Origin of the sequence: Streptomyces sp. NPDC048825 (genome assembly GCF_043198355.1) — a bacterium.
In the GTDB taxonomy this organism is placed as follows: domain Bacteria; phylum Actinomycetota; class Actinomycetes; order Streptomycetales; family Streptomycetaceae; genus Streptomyces; species Streptomyces xiangluensis.
Genome location: NZ_JBICUR010000020.1, coordinates 1 through 24,617 on the forward strand (window position 1 = coordinate 1; position 24,617 = coordinate 24,617).

Genomic DNA, 24,617 nt, shown 5'->3' on the forward strand with positions numbered 1-24,617 from the left:
ATGGCCGCGGTGAAGGCGGTCACGGCCGCCCGCATGGCCCTGCGCGGCGACGGCCGGCACCACGTCTCCCTCGACAAAGTCATCAAGACCATGAAAGACACCGGCGCCGACATGAGCGTGAAGTACAAGGAGACAGCGCGCGGCGGGCTCGCGGTGAACATCATCGAGTGCTGAGCGGACGCGCGCGCCAGTCCGGCCCGTCACGACCAGGGTCCGCCCGGTTCACCGGGCGGACCCTGGTCTCCATGCCGTCAGTGCCCGACTGTCCGCACCACGTCCTTCACACGTACTCCGTCGCCGCGTCCAGCAGCCAGTCCGCGAGGTAGCCGGCGAAGGACGAGCGGACCAGTACCCAGAACCCGGCCCGGTGTTCGTCCCGGGCGACCAGCACGATCTGCGTGCGGCCCAGAGTCGTCTGGGCGCAGCGTCCGGGGCCGAAGGCGCGGGGATGCAGGTCCAGCGAACAGCCGTGGGCCAGCAGGTCGCGGGCACGGGGGCCGGCGACGAGGAGCGTGGTGCGCTGGGCGGAGACGTCGGTGACGGAGACGGGCTCGTCCCCCGCGGCCTCCCGGATCCGGCTCTCCAGGTCCCGTTCGCTGCCGGGCGGGCCCACCAGCAGCCATTCGTCCGGGCCCAGCCACAACGCGGTCAGCTCCCCGGCTCGTACGACGGTGTTGGGTTCGAGGGGCAGTGGGAGGTCCAGCGCGAGCCCGACGGCGTCCGCCGCTGTTCCCTTGGCGTCGAGGCGCACGTTGATCTGCGTCAGGTAGGGCAGTTCGGCCAGCCGGACCGCGCCCCCGGACGTACGCGTCGCGGCGGCCAGGCGGTTGGCGGCGTGCGACAAGGGGCTGCGGAACGGGGCGGTAAGGGCGGTGTCAGCCATCGCGGCGGGCTCCCTCGGGGTCGTAGAGGACGGGGCTTGCGACGGTCACCGGAACCAGCCGGTCGCCCAAGGGGGCGTACAGCCGCTCGCCGATGCGGTCCCGGCCGCCCTTGATCAGGGCCAGCGCGAAGGTCCGGCCGAGGGCGGCGCTGCGGTAGCTGGAGGTGACGTGGCCGAGCATCGGGACCGGCGGCGCGGGCAGCACACCGTCGGCGACCAGGTGGGTGCCCTCGGGGAGGAAGGTTCCCGGGTCCTCGGGGAGCAGGCCCACCAGGTGCTTGCGGTCGGGGCGGACGCTGTCGGCACGCGCGTACGAACGCTTGCCGATGAAGTCGGGCTTCTTCTTCGACACCGCCCAACTCATGCCGAGGTCGTGCGGGGTGACGGTGCCGTCGGTGTCCTGGCCGATGATCGGGTAGCCCTTCTCCGCTCGCAGGACGTGCATGGTCTCCGTGCCGTACGGGGTGATGCCGTACGGGGCCCCGGCCTCGTACAGGGCCTCCCACAGGGCGAAGGCCTCCCACGGTGACACGTTGATCTCGTAGGCCAGTTCGCCGGAGAAGCTGATCCGGCACACGCGCGCGTCGATGCCCGCGACGGTCGTCTCCCGCCATGCCATGAACGGGAAGTCGTCGTTGGCGACGGCCAGTTGGGGTGCGAGCGTGCCGAGGACCTCGCGGGAGCGGGGGCCGACCAGGGCGACGGTCGCCCACTGCTCGGTGACCGAGGTGCAGTGGACGCGCAGTTCGGGCCACTCGGTCTGCAGCCACTCCTCCATCCAGTCGAGTACGGCGGCGGCGTTGCCCGTCGTCGTGGTGAGCAGGAAGCGGTCCTGGGCGAGGCGGATGACGGTGCCGTCGTCGAAGAGCATGCCGTCCGGGCGGCACATGACGCCGTAGCGGATCATGCCGACCTTCAGGGTGCTCATCATGTTGGTGTAGAGCCGGTCGAGGACGACGGCGGCGTCGGGGCCCTGTACGTCGATCTTGCCGAGGGTGGAGGCGTCCATGAAGGCCACGCTCTCGCGGGCGGCGACGCATTCGCGCAGGACTGCCGCCTCCATGTCCTCGCCGTCCTGCGGGTAGTACCAGGGCCGTTTCCACTGGCCGACGTTCTCGAACAGGGCGCCGTGCGCGACATGCCACTCATGCAGGGCGGTCGTCCGGATCGGGTCGTGCAGCACGCCCCGGTCGCGGCCTGCGAGGGTGGCGAAGGAGACCGGCGTGTACGGCGGCCGGAAGCTCGTCGTGCCGAGCGCCGAGATGTCCACGCCGAGCAGTTCGGCGACGACGCCACTGGCCAGGACGCCTGAGGTCTTGCCCTGGTCGTTCGCGGTACCGGCCGTGGTGTAGCGCTTGGTGTGCTCGACCGAGCGCATACCGGCACCGGTCGCGCGGGCCAGATCGTCGACGGTGACGTCCCGTTGGAGGTCGACGAAACGAGGGGCGTCCGGGGCACCGGGCACGACGTACACGTGCATGGGTGGCGTCTGCGGCTGTGTGGCCACCTCGGGGAGGCGAGGCGCCTCAGGGGTGTAGCCCTCGGCCTCGATGGCGCGGGCACCGGCGGCCGCACCCTGTGCCAGGACCGCGGCCAGGTCGAGGACGCCGCTCGCGCTGCCCGCAACCTCGACCGCCTGGCGGCAGGTGTCGGGGACGAAGGAGCCCAGCGCCTCGTCGTGGCGCAGCTTGCCGCCCGCCTGGCTGAACAGGTGTGCCACCGGGTTCCAGCCGCCGGAGACCAGCAGGAGGTCGGCGGCGAACTCCCGCTGCCCTGTGGCCTCTCCGGACTCTGCGGACTCTCCGTACGGGGCGACGGTCACCGCGGTGAGGCGCGCGTCACCTTCCGTGCCGGTGACGGCGTGGCCGGGCAGGACTTCGATGCCGGCTTCCCGGGCGCGCTGCGCCCACTCCCCCGGTTCGGGGCGGGTGTCGACGATCGCTGTGATGTCCACGCCCGCCGCGTGGAGGTCCAGGGCTGCCGCGTAGGCACTGTCGTTGGTGGTGAAGACCACCGCGTGGTGGCCGGGCAGGACGCCGTGGCGGTTGACGTAGGTACGGGCCGAGGCGGCCAGCATCACTCCGGGGCGGTCGTTGTCCGCGAAGGCCAGCCAGCGCTCGTGGGCGCCGGTGGCGAGGACGACGCGACGGGTGCGGATGCGCCAGACGCGTTCGCGGGAGACGTTCTCGGGGGCCTGGGCGCCCAGGTGGTTGGTGCGGCGCTCGACTGCGAGGAGGTGGTTGTCGTCGTAGTAGCCGAAGACGGTGGTGCGACGCAGGACGCGTACCTCGGACTCGGCGTCGAGGAGTTCGGCGACATCTCCCACCCAGTCGGGGTGTTCGCCGGTGCCCAGGAGGCTACCGCCCGGCTCGGGTTGGTCGTCGGCGAGGATGACGCGTGCGCCGCTTTTCGCTGCCGCCGCCGCGGCCGCGAGGCCCGCCGGGCCTGCGCCCACGACCAGCAGGTCGCAGTGGGCGTGTACGGCGTCGTAGCGGGCGGGGTCCGGCTCGGTGGCGAGGCGGCCCTGGCCGGGGAGGCTGCTTGCGACGAGGCCGTCGTAGAGCTCGACCGTTGTCGCGGGGAGCATCGGCTCGGGGAACGGGGCCTCGATCTGGACGACGGCGTTGGGTTCCTCGACGCCGGCCGAGAAGATGCCGCGGGGGCGGCCGAGCTTGATGCTGGTTCCGGCGTGGATGACGCCGTTGGCGAGGAGGGCGGAGGCGAGGGTGTCGCCCTTGTAGCCCTCGTATTCGGTGCCGTCGAAGGTGAAGGTGAGGGGGGTGTCGCGGTGGATTCGGCCGCGGGTGGGGTCGCGGAACGGCTGGTTCTTCCCCACCCCGCCCCTTCCCGTAACCAGGGGGCCGGCCCCCTGGGCCCCCGCTGGGGGCTCCGCCCCCAGACCTCCGATATCGGCCTGAACGGCCTCGTCCTCAAACTCCCCCAGAGGGGGCACCCCCAGACGGGCTGGAGTGCCTGGACCGGCGTCGACAAGTGACCGTCGCTCGGCCCCCTGCGGGTGGGTGGGGGTTGGGGACGGTGCGACCTCGTCCTCGGACGCCGGACCGTCTGGTTGTGCCGGCCCGCGTTGAAAGGGCCCCGAGCTCGAGGGCCCCGAGCTCGGCTGAGAAATGACCCGACGCGGCTCAACAGTTGCGGGGCGTTCCTCCCCCGCCCGATACACCGCCAGGACCTCGTTCGTCGCCGTGTCCCGCACCGCGTTGAACCACTTGCGGCAGCCCGCCGCATGGCTCCAGCGCTCGGCGAACGGGCCCTTCGGGTTGTCGCGGAAGAACAGGTACCGGGCCCATTCCTCGTCGGTCAGGGCCGACGGGTTCTCCGGATAGGGCACGTGGGCCTGGCCGCCGTAGTGGAACTCGGCCTCGTCGCGGGGCCCGCACCACGGGCAGGGGATCAGCAGCATGGTTCGGCTCCCTAGTGGGCCACCGCGGCCGCGCCGTGCTCGTCGACGAGCGCGCCGGTGGTGAAACGGTCGAGCGAGAAGGGGGCGTTGAGCGGGTGGGGGGTGTCGTGGGCGATGGTGTGGGCGTAGACCCAGCCGACGCCCGGGGTCGCTTTGAAACCGCCTGTGCCCCAGCCGCAGTTGAGGTAGAGGTTGTCGACGGGAGTGAGTCCGACGATCGGCGAGGCGTCGGGGCTGACGTCGACGATGCCGCCCCAGGTGCGCAGCACGTGGGCGCGGGCGAAGACCGGGAAGAGCTCCAGGGCCGCGGACATCTGCTCTTCGATGATGTGGAAGGCACCGCGCTGGGTGTAGGAGTTGTACGCGTCGATGCCCGCGCCCATCACCAACTCGCCCTTGTGCGCCTGGCTGACGTATACGTGGACCGCGTTGGACATGACGACCGTCGGGTGCACCGGCTCCAGCAACTCCGACACGAGCGCCTGCAACGGGTGGCTCTGCAGCGGCAGTTCGATGCCCGCCATGGCGGCGAGGACCGAGGTGTGGCCTGCCGAGCAGAGCGCCACCTTGCCGGCGGCGATCGGGCCGAGCGTGGTGTGTACGCCGACCACCCGGCCGCCGATCACGTCAAGTCCGGTGACCTCGCAGTTCTGGATGATGTCGATTCCGGCGGCGTCCGCCGAGCGGGCCAGGCCCCACGCCACGTGGTCGTGCTTGGCGATGCCGGCCCGTGGCTGGTAGGTGGCGCCCAGGACCGGGTAGCGCACGTCGGGGGAGATGTTGACGATCGGGCAGACGTCCTTGACGCCATCCGCGTCCAGCCACTCCGCGTCCACGCCGTTCAGGCGGTTCGCCTCCACCCGGCGCACGCTGTCGCGGACGTCCTGGAGGCTGTGGGCCAGGTTCAGCACGCCGCGCTGGGAGAACAGGATCGGGTAGTCGAGTTCGTCCGCCAGTCCCTCCCACAGCTTGAGGGCGTGCTCGTAGATACCGGCGCTCTCGTCCCACAGATAGTTCGAGCGGATGATGGTGGTGTTGCGGGCCATGTTGCCGCCCGCGAGCCAGCCCTTCTCCAGTACGGCGACGTTGGTGATGCCGTGGTTCTTCGCCAGATAGTGGGCGGTGGCGAGGCCGTGTCCGCCGCCGCCCACGATGACGACGTCGTACGACCGCTTCGGCTCGGGCGTGCGCCACAGCCAGTCGGGGTGCTCGGGGAGCTCGGCGCCGGGGGTGCGGGGGCTCATCGCATGTCTCCGTTCAGCGCGTTCATACCGTGTTCGCGTTTCTCTCGGCGGCCTCGACGACATTGGCGAGCAGCATGGCCCGCGTCATGGGTCCCACGCCTCCGGGCATGGGCGCGAGCCATCCGGCGACGTGGGCGGCGTCCGGGTGTATGTCGCCGACCAGCCCGTGGCCGGTGCGGGTGATGCCGACGTCCAGGACCGCCGCTCCGGGGCGCAGCATGTCCTTGGTGATCAGCCCGGGCGAACCGGCAGCCGCGACGACGATTTCCGCCTCGCGTACGTGCCAGGCCAGGCCCTTGGTGCCGGTGTGGCACAGGGTCACGGTGGCGTTCTCGGACCTGCGGGTGAGGAGTAGCCCGATGGGCCGTCCGACGGTGATGCCGCGGCCGATCACGCACACCCGCGCTCCGGCAAGGGGCACGTCGTACCGGCGGAGCAGCTCGACGATGCCGCGTGGGGTGCACGGCAGCGGGGCCTCGACGCCGAGGACGAGTCGGCCGAGGTTGACGGGGTGCAGGCCGTCGGCGTCCTTGGCCGGGTCCATGCGTTCCAGTACGGCGCCCGCGTCCAGGTGGCGCGGGAGCGGGAGCTGGACGATGTAGCCGGTACAGGCCGGGTCGGCGTTGAGTTCGTCGATGACGTCCTCGACCTGTTGCTGGGTTGCGTCGGCGGGTAGTTCGCGGCGGAAGGAGGCGATGCCCACCTGGGCGCAGTCGCGGTGCTTGCCCGCCACGTAGGCACGGCTGCCGGGGTCGTCGCCGACCAGGACGGTGCCGAGCCCCGGCGGGCGTCCGCCGTTTGCGGTCAACTTGGCCACCCGCTCCGCGAGTTCGCGGCGGATCTCGTCGGCGGTCGCCTTGCCGTCGAGGAGTTGTGCGGTCACCGGCGGTACCTCTTCTCCACGGTCAGCCACGGAGGCGGGACATGGTCGGGTCGAACAGGGGCTCCTCGGCGACGACCGCCTCGACGCGCTGGTCGAAGTAGCCGATGTGCACGGTGGTGCCGGGGGTGGCGAGCTCGGCGGGGAGCCACGCGTAGGCGATGCCCTTGCCGATCGTGTAGCCGTAGGCGGCGCTGGTGACGTAGCCGACCGCGCGCTCGCCGTCGTACACCGGCTCCTTGCCCATGACGACCGACTGCGGGTCGTCGATCGTGAGGCAGGTCAGCTTCCGCCGCACCTCAGCCTTACGGCGCTCCAGCGCCGACTTGCCGATGAAGTCGTCCTTGTCGAGCTTGACGGCGAAGCCGACGCCGGCCTCGTAGGGGTCGTGCTCGTAGGTCATGTCGGTGCCGAAGGAGCGGTAGCCCTTCTCCAGACGGAGGCTGTTGAAGGCGCCGCGGCCCGCGATGATGCCACCGAGCGGCTCGGCCGCCCGCCACAGGGTGTCCCACAGCTTCTGGCCGAGGTCGGCGGTGGTGTACAGCTCCCAGCCGAGTTCGCCGACGTACGACAGGCGCATCGCCGTCACCGGGACACTGCCGATGTGGGCCCGCTTGGCGCGGAAGTACTTCAGGCCGTCATTGGCGAAGTCCTCGTCCGTGAGGGGCTGAAGGACCTCGCGGGCGAGCGGCCCCCACAGGCCGATGCAGCAGGTACCGGGGGTGATGTCGCGTACCTGGACCGTGCCGTCGGCGGGGAGGTGGCGGGCGAACCAGTCCAGGTCCAGGTTGCCGTTGGCGCCGACCTGGAAGAGGTCGCGGGCCAGCCGGGCGACGGTGATGTCGCTGCGGATGCCGCCGTCGTGGTCGAGGAGCAGGGTGTACGTCACCGAGCCGACGGACTTGGCGACCTTGCCGGTGACCAGCCGCTCCAGGAACGCGGCGGCACCGGGGCCGCTGATCTCCAGCCGCTTGAGGGCCGTCATGTCGTACATCGCGACGGTCTCGCGGGTGACCTGCGCCTCGGCGCCGACGATGGGCGACCAGTACTGCGCCGCCCAGTCATTGGGCGTGGCGATGGAACGGCCTTCCACCAGGCCCGCGTTGGCCTCGTACCACTGCGGGCGCTCCCAGCCGTTCGCCTCCAGGAAGAAGGCGCCCAGCTCCTGCTGGCGGGGGTAGAACGGGCTGGTGCGGATCGGGCGCGGGTCCCCCGACGGCTGCAGCGGGTGCAGGATGTCGTAGACCTCGGCGAAGTTCTGGCAGTCGCGGGCCAGGACGTACTCCGGGGACAGCTGGTGGGGCTCGAAGCGGTTGACGTCGCACTCGTGCAGGTCGAAGGAGGAGCAGTAGCCGTCGACCAGCCATTCGGCCACGGCCCGGCCCACACCCGCGGAGTGGGTGACCCAGACCGCCTCGGCGACCCAGAAGCCCTTGACGTCGGGGGACTCACCGAGGAGCGGGTTGCCGTCGGGGGTGAAGGAGAACAGGCCGTTGATGCCCTCCTCGACCTTGGCCTCCTTCGTCGCGGGGAGCAGGGACTGGGTCTCGGTCCAGGCGTCGGCGAAGTCGTCCTCGGTGAACGTCAGGACCGAGGGCATCTCCTCGGCCTCGTCGACGGAGAGGATGTCGCCGGCGGAGATCGGCATCGGGCGGTGGCCGTAGTAGCCGATGCCGATGCCGTCGAAGCGGTCGCGGTAGTAGAGGTCGGCGTCCTGGTGGCGCAGGATCGGGCGCACCGCCTCCTCGGTCTGGCCGGCGAGGGCCGGTACCGGGCCGGTCCAGGCGAGCTGGTGGGCGAGCGGAGTGAGCGGGAGGTTCATGCCCGCCATGCGGGCGATCTTCGGGCCCCAGATGCCGGCGCAGCACACGACGATGTCGGCGGGGATCTCGCCCTGGTCGGTCAGGACGCCGGTGACGCGGCCCTCGCTCTGCTGGACGTCGAGGACCTCGTGGCGGGCGAGGAAGCGCACGCCGCGCTCGGTGGCCCGGCGGATCTGCGCCTCGACGGCGAGGACGGCCTTGGCGAGGCCGTCGGTCGGGACCAGGAGGCCGCCGAGGACCCTGTCGCGGTTGACCAGCGGGTGCTGTTCGACGCACTCCTCGGCGCTCAGCAGCCGGGCGTCGATGCCCCAGGCGGTGATCCAGCCGTGGCGGCGGCGCAGTTCCGCGAGGCGCTCGGGCGTGGTCGCCACTTCGAGGCCGCCGACCTGCAGGAAGCAGGGCTTGCCGTCGACATCGAGGGAGCAGAACTTCTCGACGGTGTAGCGGGCCAGTTCGGTCATGGTCTTGGAGGCGTTCGTCTGGAAGACCAGACCCGGGGCGTGCGAGCTGGAGCCCCCGGTGGCGGGCAGCGGGCCCTGGTCGACCACGGTCACTTCGGTCCAGCCTCGCGCGGAGATCTCGTCCGCGAGTGCCGCGCCAACGACGCCCGCTCCGATGATGACCACTCGGGGTCCCGCCATCGCCGCACCTCCGGTGTGCAAACCAGTCCAGCCGGTCTAGTTGCTGTCTACGCAACATGCTCCAAGTTGCGCAACTCAATGTGCCTGGCGTGCAGGTGGGTGTCAAGAGGGTTCGGGACGTCGGAAAACGGGCCGCGGCACGGGCCGGAACATGGCAATGCCCGGTGGGCGGAGCGCACAGGTGCGCTCCGCCCACCGGGCATGTTCGACCGGTTTCCGGCTCTGCCTTCCGGGGTTACTTGATCCAGGCGTCCACCTTGTCGCGGTTGGCCTCGACCCACTTCTTCGCGGCGGCCTCGGGGGCCATCTTGTCGACCGCGATGTACTTGGCCACGGTGTTCTGGTCGTCGTTCGTCCAGGTGAAGTTCTTCACGAGGTCATAGGCCGGGCTGCCCGACTCGGAGAACTTCTTGCTGACGAGCTTGTCGAGCTTGTACACGGGGTAGTCGCACGCGACCTTCTCCGCGTCGGCGTCGCAGCCCTCCTTGTAGTCGGGCAGCTTCACCTTGACGAGCGGCACCTCGGACATGAACCACTGCGGCTCGTAGAAGTAGCCGATCATCCATTCCTTGTCCTTCTCCGCCTTGCGGAAGGCCTGGATGAGCGCGGTCTCGCTGCCCGCGTACACGACCTTGAAGTCCAGCTTCAGGTTCTTCACCAGGGCCTCGTCGTTGGTGACGAACGACGGGTCACCGTCGAGGAGCTGCCCCTTGCCTCCCGACTCGGAGGTCTTGAACTCGGCCGCGAACTTGTTGAGGTTCTTCCAGTCGGTGACCTCAGGGTGCTCCTTGGCCAGCCACGGCGGCACGTACCAGCCGATGAGGCCTTCGTTGCCGGTCGGCCCGGCATCGACGGCGGTCTTCTGGTCGGTGATGTACTTCTTCTTCAGGTCGTCGTGACCCCAGTTCTCGATGACGGCGTCGACCTCACCCGTCCCGAAGCCCTGCCAGGCGATCTCTTCCTTCAGGTCCTTCTGGACCACCTTGCAGCCGAGGTCCTTCTCCGCGACGTAGGCGACGACCGCCGCGTTCGCCTCGTAACCCACCCACGGGTTGACCGCGAGGTTGAAAGTGCCGCACTTGCCGGAGCCGCCAGAACTGTCGGATCCCGAGGAGCTGTCCTCGACCGTCGCACCGCTGCAGGCGGTGAGGGTGAGGCCGAGGACCGCTACGCCGGCCGCGCCGACTCTCCACTTGCTTGCTTGCCTTGCCATGATCAATTGCTCCTTATGCGCTGGTACGCCGCGCGGCTGCCTGAGTGATTCGGTCGAACATGACTCCGAGAAGGACGATGGCCAGCCCTGCGGCGAGCCCCTTCCCGTACAGCTGTCCCTGCGAGAAGCCGGCCACGACGTCGTAGCCGAGGGCGCCCGCGCCTACCAGGCCGCCCACAACAACCATCGACAGCACATAGATCAGGCCCTGGTTGGTGGCGAGGGTCAGGGCGCCGCGTGCCATCGGGAGTTGAACCTTGGTGATGATCTGCCAGGTGTTGCACCCGGCGGAGGTGGCCGCCTCCACGGTGGTCTCGGGGACGTTCCGCACCCCGTCCGCGACGATCTTGATCGTGACGGGTGTCGCGTAGACCACCGCGGCGACGATCGCGGTGAAGCGGGTGGCGCCGAACAGTGCGAGGAACGGCACCAGATAGACGAACGGCGGCATGACCTGGGCCGCGTCGAGCGTGGGCCGCAGTACCCGGTCCACCCGCAGGCTGCGTCCCATCCACACCCCGAAGCCGATGCCGAGCGCCATCACCAGCACGGTGGCGACGACGGTCGACGCCAGCGTGGTCATGCTGTCCGACCACACGCCCGTGCCGACCAGCAGGCCCACACAGACCGCCGCGGTGAGCCCGGCGCGCCAGCCGCCGAGAACCACTCCGAGCCCGATCAGCACCGCGCCGACCAGCCACCACGGGGAGTCGGTGAGCAGTGTCTGGAAGGGGTTGAGCAGGCCGTTGGTGATGACGTCCCGGAAAGCGTTGGTGAGGCCTGACAGGTTGTCCTGCGTCCAGGTGGTCGCGGTGTCGGCGGCTCGGGCGATGGAACTGCCGAGGTCGCCCTCGCCGGGGAACTCCGCCGCCCACAGATAGGTGTGCGACATGTAGATCAGGACTGCGGTGGCCACCGCTCCCGCTCCCAGCAGTGGCCGCCGCCAGGTGAGGAAGCGGCTGCCGGAGCGCCGGGCCGGATCCTCTCGTCCGCTCGCCGCGGTCGTGACCCGGTCGAGGACGATGGCCATGACGACGATGGCGAGCCCCGCGTTGAAGGCCGTACCGACGTCGAGCGACTGCAAGGCCTGGACGACGGTCTTGCCGAGGCCGGGCGCGTCGATCAGGGCCGCGATGGTCACCATGGCCAGGGCGGCCATGATGGTCTGGTTGATGCCCATCACCACGGTCCGCTTGGACATCGGCAGCAGGACCTTGAGCAGCGACTGCCATCGTGTCGCACCCAGCGAGTCGGCCGCCTCGACGGTCGTCTCCGGTACGGAGCGGATGGCGTGCGCGGTGATGCGGATGGCCGGCGGTGCCGCGTAGATCAGGGTGGCGATGGTGGCGGAGGCCGGACCGATGAGGAAGAACAGGGTCAGGGGGGCCAGGTAGACGAAGGTCGGCATCGTCTGCATGAAGTCCAGGAAGGGCGTGAGAATCCGGTTGAACCGGTTGGACAGCCCCGCCCACACGCCCAGCGGGATCGCGAACAGCAGCGCCACGAACACCGCGGAGAGGGTGAGCGCCAGGGTGTCCATGCTCTCCTGCCACAGGCCCTGCAGCCCGAGGAAGGTGAAGCCGGCCACGGCCAGCACTGCGACCCGCCAGTTGCCGACGGCCCAGGAGACATAGCCGGCGATGCCTACGACGCCCAGCCAGCCGATCTGCGGAACCGGGCGGCCCTCGGGCGGCTGGGAGATCAGCCCCTGGATGAAGGTCACCAGGTTGTCGATGACCAGGCGGATCTCGTTGAAGAAGTAGAGGAAGAGGGGGTTGGAGTTGCGGTTGGCGCCGATCGAGTCGTTGACGTCGTTGAACCAGCGGTGCAGATCGGTGAGGTCCGCCGCCGCGAGCGACAGAGTCTGCTTGCCGCGCAGCACGGCGAACAGCACCAGCCACACGACCAGGATCGCGGCGATCACCATGCGCCGGCTGACCCTGCGTACGGCCACGACGGGCGCGGTCCCTTCCGCGGTCTGCGTCTTCTCCGGTTTCTCAGCCTTGTCCATGACGACGGTCATCACATGTCGCCTTCCTGCCCGGCGACCACCGCGAGGATCTCCTCGTCGCCGACGATGCCGAGCAGCTTGCCGTTCTCGACGACCTTGACCGGCTTCTCGGCCACCAGCACCGCCCGTGTGGCCTCCTTCACCACGACGTCCGGACCCATCTCAGGGCCGTCCAGGGCGTCGCCGTCCGCCGGCGGTCGCATGATCCACCGCAGGGTGAGCACATCGCCGCGCGGCACGTCCTTGACGAACTCGCGCACGTAGTCGTCGGCGGGGGCGCCGACCAGTTCGTCACCCGTGCCGCACTGGACCATCTGACCGTCGCGCATGATCAGGATGCGGTCGCCCAGCTTGAGCGCCTCGGAGAGGTCGTGTGTGATGAACACCATCGTCTTGCCGACCTCGTGATGCAGACGGATGACCTCGTTCTGCATGTCACGGCGGATCATCGGGTCGAGTGCGGAGAACGGCTCGTCGAAGAAGAGCACGTCCGGATCGCCGGCCAGCGCCCGGGCGAGGCCGACGCGCTGCTGCATACCGCCGGAGAGCTGGTCGGGGTAGGAGTTCTCGTAGCCGGAGAGGCCGACCAGTTCGACGACCTCCAGGGCCCGCTTCATGCGTTCGGCCTTGCCCATGCCGCGGATCTCCAGCCCGAACGCCACATTGTCGACGACGCGGCGGTGGGGCAGCAGACCGAAGTGCTGGAAGACCATGGAGAACTTGCGGCGGCGCAGTTCACGCAGGCGCCCCGCGTCCGCGCCGCGGATGTCCTCGCCCTCGAAGACGATCTCACCGGCGGTGGGTTCGATCAGCCGGGTCAGACATCGCACCAGTGTGGACTTGCCGGAGCCGGACAGTCCCATGACGACGAAAACCTCGCCCGGGGAGACCTCGAAGTTCACGTCCCGTACGGCGGCGGTGTTCCCGGTGCGGTCCATGAGCTCGCGCCGGGTGAGCCCGCACAGCTCCTCGGACTCCGGTACCTGCTCGGCTTTCGGCCCGAACACCTTCCACAGCTTGCGCACGGATATGACCGGCGTGCCGTCCGAATCCTGGGGCGTGCCGCTCCGCTGCGGTGCCTCGGTCTGTGTTGGGGTCACGATCGACCTCTCTTCGGCGTTCAGCCGCGAAACCAGTACTGCGGCCGGGGTTGGATGTTCTGCCAGATGTGCTTGGGCTCTCGGTACTCGTCCAGGCCTGTCGGTCCCAGCTCCCGGCCCACGCCCGAGTGCCCGAAGCCACCCCATTCCGCTTGCGGCACATAGGGGTGGTAGTCGTTGATCCACACCGTGCCGTGACGCAACCGCCGCGCGACCCGCTGGGCCTTGCCGCCGTCCTGCGTCCAAACGGCTCCGGCAAGGCCGTACTCGGTGTCGTTGGCTATGTGTACGGCGTCGTCCTCGTCTGTGAAGCGCTCTACGGTGAGCACGGGTCCGAAGGACTCCTCGTGCACCACGCGCATGTCCTGTCGGCACTCGTCGAGGAGGGTTGGCGGGTAATAGTAGCCCTTCGCGAGGGCGGGGTCGTCGGGCCGTTCACCGCCGCAGCGCAGTACGGCGCCCTCGGCGAGGCCCGCTGCCACGTACGCCTCGACCTTCTCCAGATGCTGGGCGGAGATCAGCGCGCCGGTCTCGGCATCGGGGTCGAAGGGGCCACCGAGGCGGATCTGCCGGGCGCGGCGGACGACCTCGTCGACGAAAGCGTCGTGCAGGGAGTCCTCGACGATCAGGCGGGCACCTGCCGAGCAGACCTGCCCGGAGTGCAGGAAGACGGCCGTGAGGGCGAAGTCCACGGCCGTCTCGAAGTCCGCGTCGGCAAAGACGACGTTGGGATTCTTGCCGCCGAGCTCCAGCGCCACCTTTTTCACGGTCGCCGCGGCCGTGGCCATGATCCGCTTGCCTGTCTGCAGGCCTCCGGTGAAGGAGACCATGTCGACGGCGGGGTCTTCGGAGAGCGGTGCGCCCACTTCGGGCCCGGCACCGAGGACGAGGTTGGCGGCGCCGGCGGGGAGACCGGCCTCCTGAAGTGCCTTCATCAGCAGGATCGAGGTGGAGGGGGTGAGTTCGCTCGGCTTGAGGACGATGGTGTTGCCGGCGAGGAGGGCGGGGGCGACCTTCCAACTGGCCTGCAGCAATGGGTAGTTCCAGGGAGTGATCAGTCCGCACACGCCGATGGGCTCGTAGACGACGCGGCTTACGGCGTCGTCGCGGCCGGTGTCGATCACGCGGCCGGCGTCGGTGCCGCCGAGCCCGCCGTAGTAGCGGAAACAGGAGACGACGTCGGCGATGTCGTACTCGCTCTCCACCAGCCGCTTGCCGGTGTCCAGCGATTCGGCGCGGGCGAACTCCTTGGCGTCGCGCTCCATGAGGTCGGCGGTGCGCAGCAGCAGCGCGCCGCGCTCCCGCTCGGGGGTGCGCGGCCAGGGCCCCTCGTCGAAGGCACGGCGGGCCGCGGCGACAGCCGCCTCGGTGTCGGGACGAGTCCCCTCCGAAACGGTCGCGGTGAGCGTGCCGTCAGCGGGACAGCGGATCTCGCGATGGCCTCCGGCGAGGGGTTCCCGCCATTCGCCGTCCACATACAGGTCTGCCACGCGCCCAGCCCTTCACCAGAAATGCGTTGCGCATCATGCATTCAATTGCTTGTGGTGGAACACCATGGCGAATGCGCACACACGCGTCAAGAGGTTGAGGATGACGATTCCGCCAGGGGCCAGTCGGCCCCTGCGTTACCGGTTCCGTCCCGCCGACCAGGCGTGCCGCATCTCGTATACGACTTTCGGCGCACCGCCGCGCAGCCAGAACGGGTGCCGGAGGAAGGCGATGAGCGCGGAGCGTTCAGCCGCCCAGCCGGTCCAGCAGCGCGCGGCGCCACCGCTCCGTTTCGGCGATCTGGTTGAAGGTGAACAGGTGCAGACCGGCCACCCCCGCCGAGGGTGCGGTGAGGGCCTCCTCCGTGCGGGCCAGCAGCCTCTCGGGGGAATACCCTCCGGGTGCCGCGAAACGCACGAACCACGAGGCGTGCTTCGTCAAGAAGCGCGTCGACTCCCCCACCCCGATCTTCGTGGCCATCGACAGCAGCTTCGCCCGCTGTACAGGCCCCGCAATGCCCACATGGACGGGCAGGGTGACGTTCCGACGCCGTATCCGGGCGATCCACTCCCCCAGCACACGCGAGTCGAAGCACAGGTTGCTCACGATGTACGTGGCGTGTTCGCGCTTGTCCCACATCGCCTGGACGGTGACGTCGTCATGGATGAGCGGATGGCTCTCGGGATAACCGGTGACCCCGACGTGTGTGAAGGGCCTGCCCAGCTCCACCAGCCTGCGCAGCACCGGGAGCGACTCGTCGTAGTCCCCGGCGGGCGGGTCCGCGTCGCCCGCCGGCACGAAGACGTCGTCCACACCCGCCTCGCGGAGCCGGTCGACGACTTCCTTCAGATGCCCGTCGTCCCGGACCAGGCGCGCCGGGACGTGCGGGACCACACGGTAGCCGTGCACCGCGAGCCGGGTAGCGAGGCCGAGCGTCGGTTCCAGGCCCTTGACCGGCGACGCCGTCACGGTGACGACGACATCGCGCGGGACATGGGCGAGGACCTTGTCCTCGGTCGCCTTCGCAGGCAGCACCTCATAGCGGACACTGCGCAGCAGCGCCCGAAGCCCTGCGCCACCCAACGCCTACCCCGCCTGCTTCTGTGCGTCGCGGTGGCGGTAGTACGCGGCCGTGGACGGCGCCGGTGGTTCCTTGCCGAGGATCAGGTCGGCGGCCTTCTCGGCGATCATCATCACCGGCGCGTAGATGTTGCCGTTGGTGACGTAGGGCATGACGGAGGCGTCCACCACCCGCAGGCCCTCCACCCCGTGCACCCGCATGCTGGCCGGGTCGACGACGGACATCTCGTCGGTGCCCATCTTGCAGGTGCAGGAGGGATGCAGGGCGGTCTCGCCCTCCTTCGCGACCCAGTCGAGGATCTCCTCGTCCGTCTCCACCTTCGGACCGGGCGAGATCTCACCGGCGTTGTAGGGAGCGAGCGCGGGCTGGTTGAGGAGCCTGCGCGCCACGCGGACCGCCTCGACCCACTCGCGGCGGTCCTGCTCGGTGGACAGGTAGTTGAAGCGCAGGGCGGGGTGCTCGCGCGGGTCACCGCTCTTGATCTTCACCGAGCCGATGGCGTCGGAGTACATGGGGCCCACGTGCACCTGGTAGCCGTGACCGCCCGAGGGGGATGAGCCGTCGTAGCGGACCGCGACGGGCAGGAAGTGGAACATCAGGTTGGGGTAGTCCACGTCCTCGTTGCTGCGGGCGAAGCCGCCGGCCTCGAAGTGATTGGTGGCGGCCGGACCCTTGCGGAAGAGCCACTGCAGCCCGATGAAGGGGGCGCGCCACTTCGCCATGTACGGCTGCATGGACACCGGCTGCTTGCAGCCGTACTGGATGTAGACCTCCAGGTGGTCCTGCATGTTCTCGCCGACGCCCGGGAGGTCGTGCACGATGTCGATGCCGAGGGCCGACAGCTCCTCGGCGTTGCCGACGCCGGAAAGCTGCAGCAGCTGCGGGGAGTTGATCGCGCCGCCGCACAGGATGACCTCCTTGGCGCGGACCTGCTGGAGCGCGCCCCGGCCGCGCCGGTACTCGACGCCGACGGCGCGCTTGCCCTCGAAGAGGACGCGGGTGACGAGGGCGCGGGTCTTGACCGTGAGGTTGGGTCGCTTCATCACGGGCTTGAGGTACGCCTTCGAGGCCGACAGACGACGTCCGCGGTGGACGTTGCGGTCGAACTTGGCGAAGCCTTCCTGCCGGTAGCCGTTGACGTCGTCCGTGGGCGCGTAACCCGCCTCCTCGGTGGCCTTGAGGAAGGCGCCGAAGAGCGGGTTGGTCGCCGGGCCGCGTTCGAGGACGAGTGGCCCGCTGTGACCACGGAACTCGTCGTCCGGGTCGGCGGCAAGACAGTTCTCCATCCGCTGGAAGTACGGCAGACAGTGCGCGTAGTCCCAGGACTCCATCCCGGGGTCGGCCGCCCAGCGTTCGTAGTCCATGGGGTTGCCGCGCTGGAAGATCATGCCGTTGATGCTGCTGGAGCCGCCCAGCACCTTGCCTCGCGCGTGATAGACGCGCCTGCCACCCATGTGGGGTTCGGGCTCGGACTCGTACTTCCAGTCGTAGAAGCGGCTGCCGATCGGGTAAGTCAGCGCCGCGGGCATGTGAATGAACACATCCCACGGGTAGTCAGACCGGCCGGCCTCCACAACCAGCACCCGGTTCGCCGGGTCCGCGGACAGTCTGTTCGCCAGTGCGCTGCCGGCCGATCCGCCGCCGACGATGACGAAGTCGTATTGGAGGGGAGCCATGGTGCCTCGTCTCGCTCGCGCCGTAGATACGCGAGCATGCTAGCCACAGTATCGCTATACGCACCAGGTTGCGGTGCGCGCAACTTCGTTTCGTCGCTGTTACTTGCAGTAGCGTTGTTTACTCTGGGTATAGTTGCGTTGTGAGCAACTACAACATTGATACCGGAACCTCAAATTCACATGCTGGCGGAGTGCAGTCGGTCGACCGCGCCATCAGCGTCCTAGAGATCCTGGCCCGCCGCGGCGAGACAGGAGTCAGCGAGGTGGCGGCCGAGATCGATGTTCACAAGTCCACCGCGTTCCGCCTGCTCGGCGCCCTCGAGGCGCGCGGCCTGGTGGAGCAGGCGGGCGAGCGTGGCAAGTACCGTCTCGGCTTCGGCATCGTGCGGCTGGCCGGAGCGGTCACGGGCCGCATCGACATCACCCAGCAGGGCCGCCCGGTCTGCGAGGACCTGGCCGAGGAGATCGGCGAGACCGTCAACATCGCCGTGCTGCAGGAGCATTACGCGGTCAACCTCTACCAGGTGCGCGGCCCGGGGGCCGTCACCGCACAGAACTGGGTCGGCCAACTGACCCCGCTGCACGCCACGTCGAGCGGCAAGATCCTGCTGGCCTACCTCCCTGCCAAGGAACGCGCCGCGGTGCTGGCCGTGTCCGGCCTGAAGAAGGTCACCAAGCACACCATCACCGCGAAGACGAAGCTCGAGAAGAACCTCGCCGACATCCGGGAGAGCGGCTACGCCTGGGCCCTGGAGGAATTGGAGCTCGGCCTCCACGCCATGGCCGCTCCGATCCGCAACCGGGACGGAGAGGTCGTCGCGGCACTGAGCGCCTCCGGTCCCGGCTACCGGCTCACCAAGGAGCGCCTGCACGAGCTCGCGCCCGTGCTGATGAAGGGCGCGGACGAGATCAGCCACCGCATGGGGTACCTGGGCTGAGCGGCCCGTCCGCCACCGGCACCGCCCGCACCGCTGACGTACGGTCAGGCGCGGGCCGCGCATGCGACCGTCGCTACTGCGACTGCTGTGTATCCAGGTGCAACCGTCGCTACTGCGACTGCTGTGTACCCAGGTCCGACCGTCGCTACTGCGACTGCTGTGTACCGAGCCGCTCGTGCACCCAGTCGTGGAAGGCACCGATGTGGTGCTCGCTGGGCACCAGCACGCCCCCCTTGGCGTACATCCGGGAGTTCATCGCGGGCTGGGTGCGCTCGCAGGCGTCGAAGTCCTGCCGGTTGACCCGGTCGAAGAGCTCCACGGACCGGCTGACGTCCTTGCCGCTCTCGACGACATCGGGGAGGTAGAGCCAGTCGCACTCCACGATGGTGCGGTCGACGGCCACCGGGTACATGCGGTGGAAGATCACATGGTCGGGGACGAGGTTGATGAAGACCTGCGGCCTGACAGTGATGGCGTAGTAGCGGCGGTCCTGGTCCTCGGCGACGCCCGGAATGCGGTCCAGGCCCTCGCTGCCGTCGACGGTGAAACCCTGGACCTCCGCACCGAACTCGGCGCCGTGACCGACGTAGTACTGAGCGGCGAAGCCGTCGGCGAACTCAGGGAGCACCTCGGTCAGTTCGGGGTGGATGGTGGCGCAGTGGTAGCACTCCATGAAGTTCTCGATGATGAGCTTCCAGTTGGCCTTGACGTCGTACACGATCCGCTTGCCGACCGAGAGGGCCGCGATGTCGTAGCGCCCGATCGCCTCGGCGTCGCCGAGGCGGCTGACGACGTCGCCGATGACGTCCTCCTCGAAGGAGGGCGGGTTCTCCGCCAGGCAGACCCAGACGTAGCCGAGCCATTCACGGACGGCGACGCTCACCAGGCCGTACTCGGTACGGCCGATGTCGGGCATCTTGGTGAGGTTGGGCGCCGCGACGAGCTTGCCGTTCAGGTCGTACGTCCAGGCGTGGTACGGGCACTGGAAGGCCCGCTTGACCTCGCCGCTCTGCTCCGTACGGATCCTGGCTCCGCGATGCCGGCAGACGTTGAAGTAGGCCCGGATGGAGTTGTCCCTTGCGCGGGCGACCAGGATGCTTTCGCGGCCCACGTCGACGGTCCGGAAGGCGCCGGGCTTGGCCAGGTCGGACGCACGCGCGACGCAGAACCACATGGTCTCGAAGATGTGCTCCTGCTCCTGGGCGAAGATCTCGGGATCGGTGTAGGAGGAGCCGGGGAGGGTGGCGATCAGGCTGTTTGGCAGGCTGGTCGAGGTCACGGTGCACTCCTCGGGGACGTCGTGGAAGGGTCATTCACGCGCCGGGAAGAGCGACTCCGGACGGCGTTGTGTATGGAGCAACGCTGCGTGCCATGTGAAACCGCAGCATGGGATGCCCGAGGGGCGGTGTCAAGAGGTGGTGCGGGCGAGCTGCTTGCGCCAGCGGGTGAACAGCCGCGGCTGGTTCATCCCGAGCGCGGCGACCGGCTGACCTGCACGCCGGTAGACGGCCAGGACGTTGCGCTCGTCCGCCGTGCCTTCCTCGATCGTCACGCTGTCGGCTCCGGCCGCATGACCGGCGAACTGGATCTTCACGCCGTACTGGTCCGACCAGAAGTACGGCGGCCGGGGCACGCCCGGTTCCACCGCGCCGCCCGCCAGCAGCGTGGCGACGGCGGCGTCGGGGCGCTCCCTGGCGCCGGTCCAGTGTTCGACGCGACGATGGACGCCCGCACGGGGGTCGTACCAGTTGGCGCAGTCACCGACCGCGACCACACCGGCCAGGCTGGTGCGGCCGTCCGCACCACACCTGACGCCGTTGTCGAGCTCGATGCCGGATCCTTCCAGCCACTCGACGCATGGCCGTGCGCCCACACCGATCACGACGACGTCGGCGGGGACGCTGCGGCCGTCCTCGAGCAGGACGGCATCCACACGGCGCTCCCCGCTCAGCCCCTTGACGCCCACGCCGCACAACAGCCGTACGCCGTGGTCCGCGTGGAGAGCCGAGACGATGGCGCCCATGGTCTCGCCGAGCGGTCCGGCGAGCGGCGTCCGGGCGGCCTCGACCACCGTCACGTCGAGCCCGAGGGCGTAGGCGGTGGAAGCGACCTCGGCACCGACGAATCCGCCGCCGATCACCACCAGCCGTCCGCCGCCCGCCAGTTCGCCCCGTAGTGAGCGGGCGTCGTCCAGGGTGCGCAGGACGTGCACTCCGGCCAGGCCCTCGGAGCCGGGCAGGGTGCACGCGGCGGCGCCGGTCGCGACGACGATGCCGTCGGCGCGGACCTCCCGGCCGTCGTCGAGCCTGATGGCGCGGTTCGTGCGGTCGAGTCCGGTGGCGCGGACGCCGAGCAGCCACTCGGCCCGCAGGTCCTCGTCGTCCGTCTCCAGCACGAGTTCCGCTTCGCCGATGGTTCCGGCCAGGAACTCCTTGGACAGCGGTGGCCTGTCGTACGGGCGGTGGAGTTCGTCTCCGATGACGACCAGCCGCCCGTCGTAGCCCTGTTTCCGCAGTGAGCGCGCCGCTGACAGCCCCGCCAGCGAGGCGCCCACCACGGCCACCGTCCTCACGCGGGAGCCCCGGCGAGCTTGGCTGCGACGCAGGGCGGCAGGTTGGGAGCAGCCGTGGACAGCCGGACGTAGACCATGCCGTCCTCGACGAGGACCTCATGGGTCCGGACGGGGCGCTTGGCCGGCGGGGCGTCGACGGCACCGGTCTTCAGGTTGAACTTCGAGGCGTGCAGCGGGCATTCGACCCAGCAGTCCTCCAGCCAGCCGTCGGCGAGCGAGGCGTCCTGGTGGGTGCACGTGTCGTCGATGGCGAAGAGCTCGCCGTCATCGGTGTGGAACACCGAGACCGGCGGGTCGATGTCGAGCCGGAAGGCCTCTCCTCGCGGGAGATCCGCGAGACGGCACGCGGGAATCATCATGACCACCTCGGTGCGTATAGCGAAACGGATTGCGGTAAGCGCAACATCAGTCTGGAGTCGGCCAGAACCCTTGTCAAGGCGTTCCGAGGGCCGTTTGAGCCGTCGATCTGAGTTGCCCATCACACAACTTCACACGCGATAAGAAACAAGCGCGCGAGGGGACACAACGCCGGAACCACCCCCTTCGCCCCGGTCAAAGGGGGTGGCCCAGCCGTCGCCCCCCCTCCCGCGTTGGACCGTTGCACGCACGCCCGCTCTCGGCCGGGATGGCCGAGAGCGGGCGTGCACTGTTCGACGGGCGGTGGTCAGAACCCGCGGTCGATCCAGTCCTGAAGGTGCGGGGACTCGGCGGCGATGGTGGTCGTCTCCCCGTGGCCGGTGTGTACGACGGTGTCGTCCGGCAGAGGCAGCAGCCGGTACCGGATGGAATCGACGATGGTCGGGAAGTCGCTGTACGACCTGCCCGTCGCCCCCGGGCCGCCCGCGAAGAGGGTGTCACCGCTGAAGAGGGCTCTCAGGGCAGGCGCGTACAGGCACACTGCACCGGGGGCATGGCCGGGGGTGTGCAGCACGGTCAGCCCGACACCGGCCACCGTGAGGACCTGGCCGTGGGCCAGGTCGCCGTCGGGCATCCGGCCGGGGTGGGTCTGCTTCCACAGCGGCAGGTCGTCGCCGTGGAGCAGGATGGGGGCGCCGGTGCGCGCCGCGAGTTCGGGTGCGGCATCGATGTGGTCGTTGTGGGCGTGGGTGCACACGACGGCGCGCAGGGTGCGCCCACCGAGGGCTTCGGCGATCGCCTCGGCGTCGTGGGCGGCGTCGATGACGACCGCCTCGCTGTCATCGCCGATGATCCACACGTTGTTGTCGACATCCCAGGTGCCGCCGTCGAGCGTGAACTGGCCCGAAGTGACGAGATGTTCGATGCGGGCGCCGGATGTCACAGGACCACCACCGAGCGCAGCACGTCGCCACAGTGCATCCGCTCGAATGCCTTCTCGACCTCGTCCAGCGCGATGGTCTCCGTGACGAAGGCGTCCAGGTTCAGACGGCCCTGCAGATAGAGGTCGATGAGCATCGGGAAGTCCCGGCTCGGCAGGCAGTCGCCGTACCAGGAGGACTTCAGCGCGCCGCCCCGGCCGAATACGTCCAGCAGCGGCAGTTCCAGCTTCATCTGAGGGGTCGGCACACCGACGAGGACGACCGTACCTGCCAGGTCGCGGGCGTAGAACGCCTGCTTGTACGTCTCCGGGCGGCCCACCGCCTCGATGACCACGTCGGCGCCGAAGCCGCCGGTCAGGTCACGGATCGCCTCGACCGGGTCGGCGTCCTTGGAGTTTACGGTGTGGGTCGCGCCGAGCTTCTTGGCGTTGTCCAGCTTGAGGTCGTCGATGTCCACCGCGATGATCTTCGCCGCGCCCGCCAGGTTCGAACCGACGACGGCCGCGGCCCCGACGCCGCCACAGCCGATGACCGCCACGCTGTCACCGCGACCGACATTGCCGGTGTTGATGGCGGCGCCGATGCCCGCCATCACGCCACACCCCAGCAGACCGGCAGCGGCCGCCGACGCGGCCCGGTCCACCTTCGTGCACTGCCCGGCCGCCACCAGCGTCTTCTCCGCGAACGCACCGATGCCCAGCGCAGGCGACAGCTCCGTGCCATCGGCCAAGGTCATCTTCTGCTTCGCGTTGTGGGTGCTGAAGCAGTACCACGGCCGTCCGCGCAGGCAGGCCCGGCACTGCCCGCACACCGCACGCCAGTTGAGGATGACGAAGTCACCGGGGGCGACGTCGGTGACCCCTTCTCCGACCGACTCCACGACACCCGCGGCCTCGTGGCCCAGCAGGAAGGGGAAGTCGTCGTTGATACCGCCCTCGCGATAGTGCAGATCGGTGTGACAGACCCCGCAGGCCTCGATCTTCACCAGCGCCTCTCCCGGGCCCGGGTCGGGCACGATGATCGTTTCCAGGCTGACGGGGGCGCCCTTCCCCCGCGCGACGACAGCACGGACCTGGTGAGTCATGGCCACTCCTCGGCTGGTACTGAATCATGTGTTGCTCATTACGGCACATGGTTCATGTGCCGCAACACAGCATCGTGGAGTGCCGACCGGGGGGTCAAGGACTCGGCTTCGACAGGGGTCCCCCACCGTGCACGACGAACCCACCGTGCTCGAAGATGTCGTCGCTGTGCGCGGGTGCCGGCGCCGTGGTGAGCGTCGTCGACGTGCCGCACGGTGCACTGTGCCTGTCGGCAGTACACGCCAGTTCCCCACGGGCCGCGGGTCGGCAGCCCTGCGGTCCCGAGATTCCGAGATTCCGACCGACCGACCGACCCGACGATGGTGTTACCTGGAATTAACGGAGATCCGATGGAACGACGCCAGCTGGAATACTTCATCGCCGTGGTCGAGCACGGCGGATTCACAGCCGCGGCCATTGCGCTCCATGTCGCACAGCCCTCGCTGTCCCATGCGATCCGGGCTCTGGAGCGTGAATTCGGCGGAAGCCTGTTTCACCGCCTTCCGCACGGCGTCGCACTCACCGCGGCGGGTGAGGCGCTGGTCCAGCCGGCGCAGCAGGTCCTGCGGGACCTGTCCACGGCCAGTTCCCTGGTCCGTGAAGTCCTCGGCCTCAGTGGTGGCCGGCTCGACATCGTTGCGCAGACAACCCTCTCGGTCGATCCGCTCGCGGGCATGCTGGGGCGCTTCCATCGCGCGTATCCGAAGGTTTCCGTGCGCGTGGTCGACCCGGAGCGCGGACCTGACGTGGCGCTCATGGTCGCGGCCGGCCAGTGCGAACTCGGGCTGGTGGACGCTTCGGTGGCCACAACGGACCTCCGCGGGCTCGACCTGCCGGAGCAGGAGATGCACGTCGTGCTGCCCCCGGACCACCCGCATCCGGCAGGCAGCACGATCACCTCGCGTGAACTGGCCGCGCTGAACCTGATCGTGACGCCCCCGGGCACCGAGACCCGCGCAGCCCTGGACGACGTGTGCACCGCGCTCGGCGTAACACCTCGGATCGTCGTGGAGACCGCCCATCGCGCGATGATCGTGCCGCTGGTCCTCTCCGGCGTCGGCGCCTCATTGCTGCCCACCTCCATGGCCAAGGACGCCGAGCTCCGCGGCGCTCGGATGCTGTCCAACCGTCCGCGACTGCTGCGCCATGGCCGACTGGTCTGGCGGTCGGGCCCGCTGTCGCCCGCTGCCCAGGCGTTCGTGGACCTGGCAGCCTCGCCTGACCAGGAATGACGCCCGGCCCTGCCGGTATAGAAGTTTTCTATTG

Annotated in this window: 19 protein-coding genes; 3 read left to right on the forward strand and 16 right to left on the reverse strand. The window is 69.3% G+C overall.

The window, feature by feature from the left end:
* Nucleotides 1–174, forward strand: a 174-nt coding sequence (locus tag ACGFNK_RS36600; RefSeq protein ID WP_393414437.1) for an L-serine ammonia-lyase, iron-sulfur-dependent, subunit beta, incomplete at its 5' end; no start/stop codon positions are given.
* Nucleotides 175–280: 106 nt separating this feature from the next.
* Here ACGFNK_RS36600 and ACGFNK_RS36605 read toward each other — a convergent pair.
* From ACGFNK_RS36605 to betA, 11 genes are all read right to left on the reverse strand, one after another.
* Nucleotides 281–883: a sarcosine oxidase subunit gamma gene (locus ACGFNK_RS36605; protein ID WP_393423013.1), complete on the reverse strand. Its 603-nt coding sequence runs from the start codon at nt 881–883 to the stop codon at nt 281–283.
* Complete coding sequence (locus ACGFNK_RS36610) at nt 876–4,304, reverse strand: sarcosine oxidase subunit delta family protein (protein ID WP_393423015.1); 3,429 nt, start codon at nt 4,302–4,304, stop codon at nt 876–878. The genes ACGFNK_RS36605 and ACGFNK_RS36610 overlap by 8 nt, the downstream gene beginning before the upstream one ends.
* An 11-nt stretch (nt 4,305–4,315) precedes the next feature.
* The gene (locus ACGFNK_RS36615; protein ID WP_393423017.1) at nt 4,316–5,548 is read right to left on the reverse strand and encodes a sarcosine oxidase subunit beta family protein; all 1,233 of its coding nucleotides are present in this window, start codon (nt 5,546–5,548) and stop codon (nt 4,316–4,318) included.
* A gap of 22 nt (nt 5,549–5,570) precedes the next feature.
* The gene (locus ACGFNK_RS36620) at nt 5,571–6,431 is read right to left on the reverse strand and encodes a bifunctional methylenetetrahydrofolate dehydrogenase/methenyltetrahydrofolate cyclohydrolase (protein ID WP_393423019.1); all 861 of its coding nucleotides are present in this window, start codon (nt 6,429–6,431) and stop codon (nt 5,571–5,573) included.
* A 22-nt stretch (nt 6,432–6,453) separates the two neighbouring features.
* Entirely contained in the window at nt 6,454–8,892 is a 2,439-nt protein-coding gene (locus ACGFNK_RS36625; protein ID WP_393423021.1) for an FAD-dependent oxidoreductase, read from the reverse strand.
* Between the two features lie 235 nt (nt 8,893–9,127).
* Nucleotides 9,128–10,105, reverse strand: a complete 978-nt coding sequence (locus tag ACGFNK_RS36630; protein ID WP_393423023.1) for an ABC transporter substrate-binding protein — start codon at nt 10,103–10,105, stop codon at nt 9,128–9,130.
* Between the two features lie 13 nt (nt 10,106–10,118).
* Nucleotides 10,119–12,128 (reverse strand): ABC transporter permease, encoded by a 2,010-nt coding sequence (locus ACGFNK_RS36635; RefSeq protein WP_393423025.1) that lies wholly within the window; start codon nt 12,126–12,128, stop codon nt 10,119–10,121.
* A complete protein-coding gene (locus tag ACGFNK_RS36640) occupies nt 12,128–13,216 on the reverse strand; it encodes a glycine betaine/L-proline ABC transporter ATP-binding protein (RefSeq protein ID WP_393423027.1) in 1,089 nt (362 codons plus the stop codon). The genes ACGFNK_RS36635 and ACGFNK_RS36640 overlap by 1 nt, the downstream gene beginning before the upstream one ends.
* A gap of 20 nt (nt 13,217–13,236) precedes the next feature.
* Nucleotides 13,237–14,706 (reverse strand): aldehyde dehydrogenase family protein, encoded by a 1,470-nt coding sequence (locus ACGFNK_RS36645; protein WP_386338383.1) that lies wholly within the window; start codon nt 14,704–14,706, stop codon nt 13,237–13,239.
* A 244-nt stretch (nt 14,707–14,950) separates the two neighbouring features.
* Nucleotides 14,951–15,787, reverse strand: a complete 837-nt coding sequence (locus ACGFNK_RS36650) for a 5,10-methylenetetrahydrofolate reductase (RefSeq protein ID WP_393423029.1) — start codon at nt 15,785–15,787, stop codon at nt 14,951–14,953.
* Nucleotides 15,788–15,790: 3 nt separating this feature from the next.
* Nucleotides 15,791–17,461, reverse strand: coding sequence for a choline dehydrogenase (gene betA, locus ACGFNK_RS36655; protein ID WP_393423031.1), 1,671 nt, complete (start codon nt 17,459–17,461; stop codon nt 15,791–15,793).
* Nucleotides 17,462–17,652: 191 nt separating this feature from the next.
* Between betA and ACGFNK_RS36660 the strand changes: the two genes are divergently transcribed.
* A complete protein-coding gene (locus ACGFNK_RS36660; RefSeq protein ID WP_393423033.1) occupies nt 17,653–18,399 on the forward strand; it encodes an IclR family transcriptional regulator in 747 nt (248 codons plus the stop codon).
* Between the two features lie 145 nt (nt 18,400–18,544).
* Here the strand turns inward: ACGFNK_RS36660 and ACGFNK_RS36665 are convergent, their stop codons facing one another.
* The 5 genes from ACGFNK_RS36665 to ACGFNK_RS36685 all read right to left on the reverse strand — a co-directional run bounded on the left by ACGFNK_RS36665 (nt 18,545) and on the right by ACGFNK_RS36685 (nt 23,353).
* Nucleotides 18,545–19,678, reverse strand: a complete 1,134-nt coding sequence (locus ACGFNK_RS36665) for an aromatic ring-hydroxylating dioxygenase subunit alpha (RefSeq protein ID WP_386338370.1) — start codon at nt 19,676–19,678, stop codon at nt 18,545–18,547.
* A 129-nt stretch (nt 19,679–19,807) separates the two neighbouring features.
* Complete coding sequence (locus tag ACGFNK_RS36670; RefSeq protein ID WP_393423036.1) at nt 19,808–20,971, reverse strand: NAD(P)/FAD-dependent oxidoreductase; 1,164 nt, start codon at nt 20,969–20,971, stop codon at nt 19,808–19,810.
* Complete coding sequence (locus tag ACGFNK_RS36675) at nt 20,968–21,330, reverse strand: bifunctional 3-phenylpropionate/cinnamic acid dioxygenase ferredoxin subunit (protein ID WP_386338364.1); 363 nt, start codon at nt 21,328–21,330, stop codon at nt 20,968–20,970. The genes ACGFNK_RS36670 and ACGFNK_RS36675 overlap by 4 nt, the downstream gene beginning before the upstream one ends.
* A gap of 305 nt (nt 21,331–21,635) precedes the next feature.
* The gene (locus ACGFNK_RS36680; protein WP_393423038.1) at nt 21,636–22,271 is read right to left on the reverse strand and encodes an MBL fold metallo-hydrolase; all 636 of its coding nucleotides are present in this window, start codon (nt 22,269–22,271) and stop codon (nt 21,636–21,638) included.
* The gene (locus ACGFNK_RS36685; RefSeq protein ID WP_393423040.1) at nt 22,268–23,353 is read right to left on the reverse strand and encodes an S-(hydroxymethyl)mycothiol dehydrogenase; all 1,086 of its coding nucleotides are present in this window, start codon (nt 23,351–23,353) and stop codon (nt 22,268–22,270) included. The genes ACGFNK_RS36680 and ACGFNK_RS36685 overlap by 4 nt, the downstream gene beginning before the upstream one ends.
* A 348-nt stretch (nt 23,354–23,701) precedes the next feature.
* Here ACGFNK_RS36685 and ACGFNK_RS36690 point away from each other — a divergent pair, with 348 nt between their 5' ends.
* Nucleotides 23,702–24,583 carry a LysR family transcriptional regulator gene (locus tag ACGFNK_RS36690; protein ID WP_393423042.1) on the forward strand — a complete coding sequence of 294 codons (882 nt, stop codon included), beginning with the start codon at nt 23,702–23,704 and terminating at the stop codon, nt 24,581–24,583.
* The last annotated feature ends 34 nt before the right edge of the window (nt 24,584–24,617 follow it).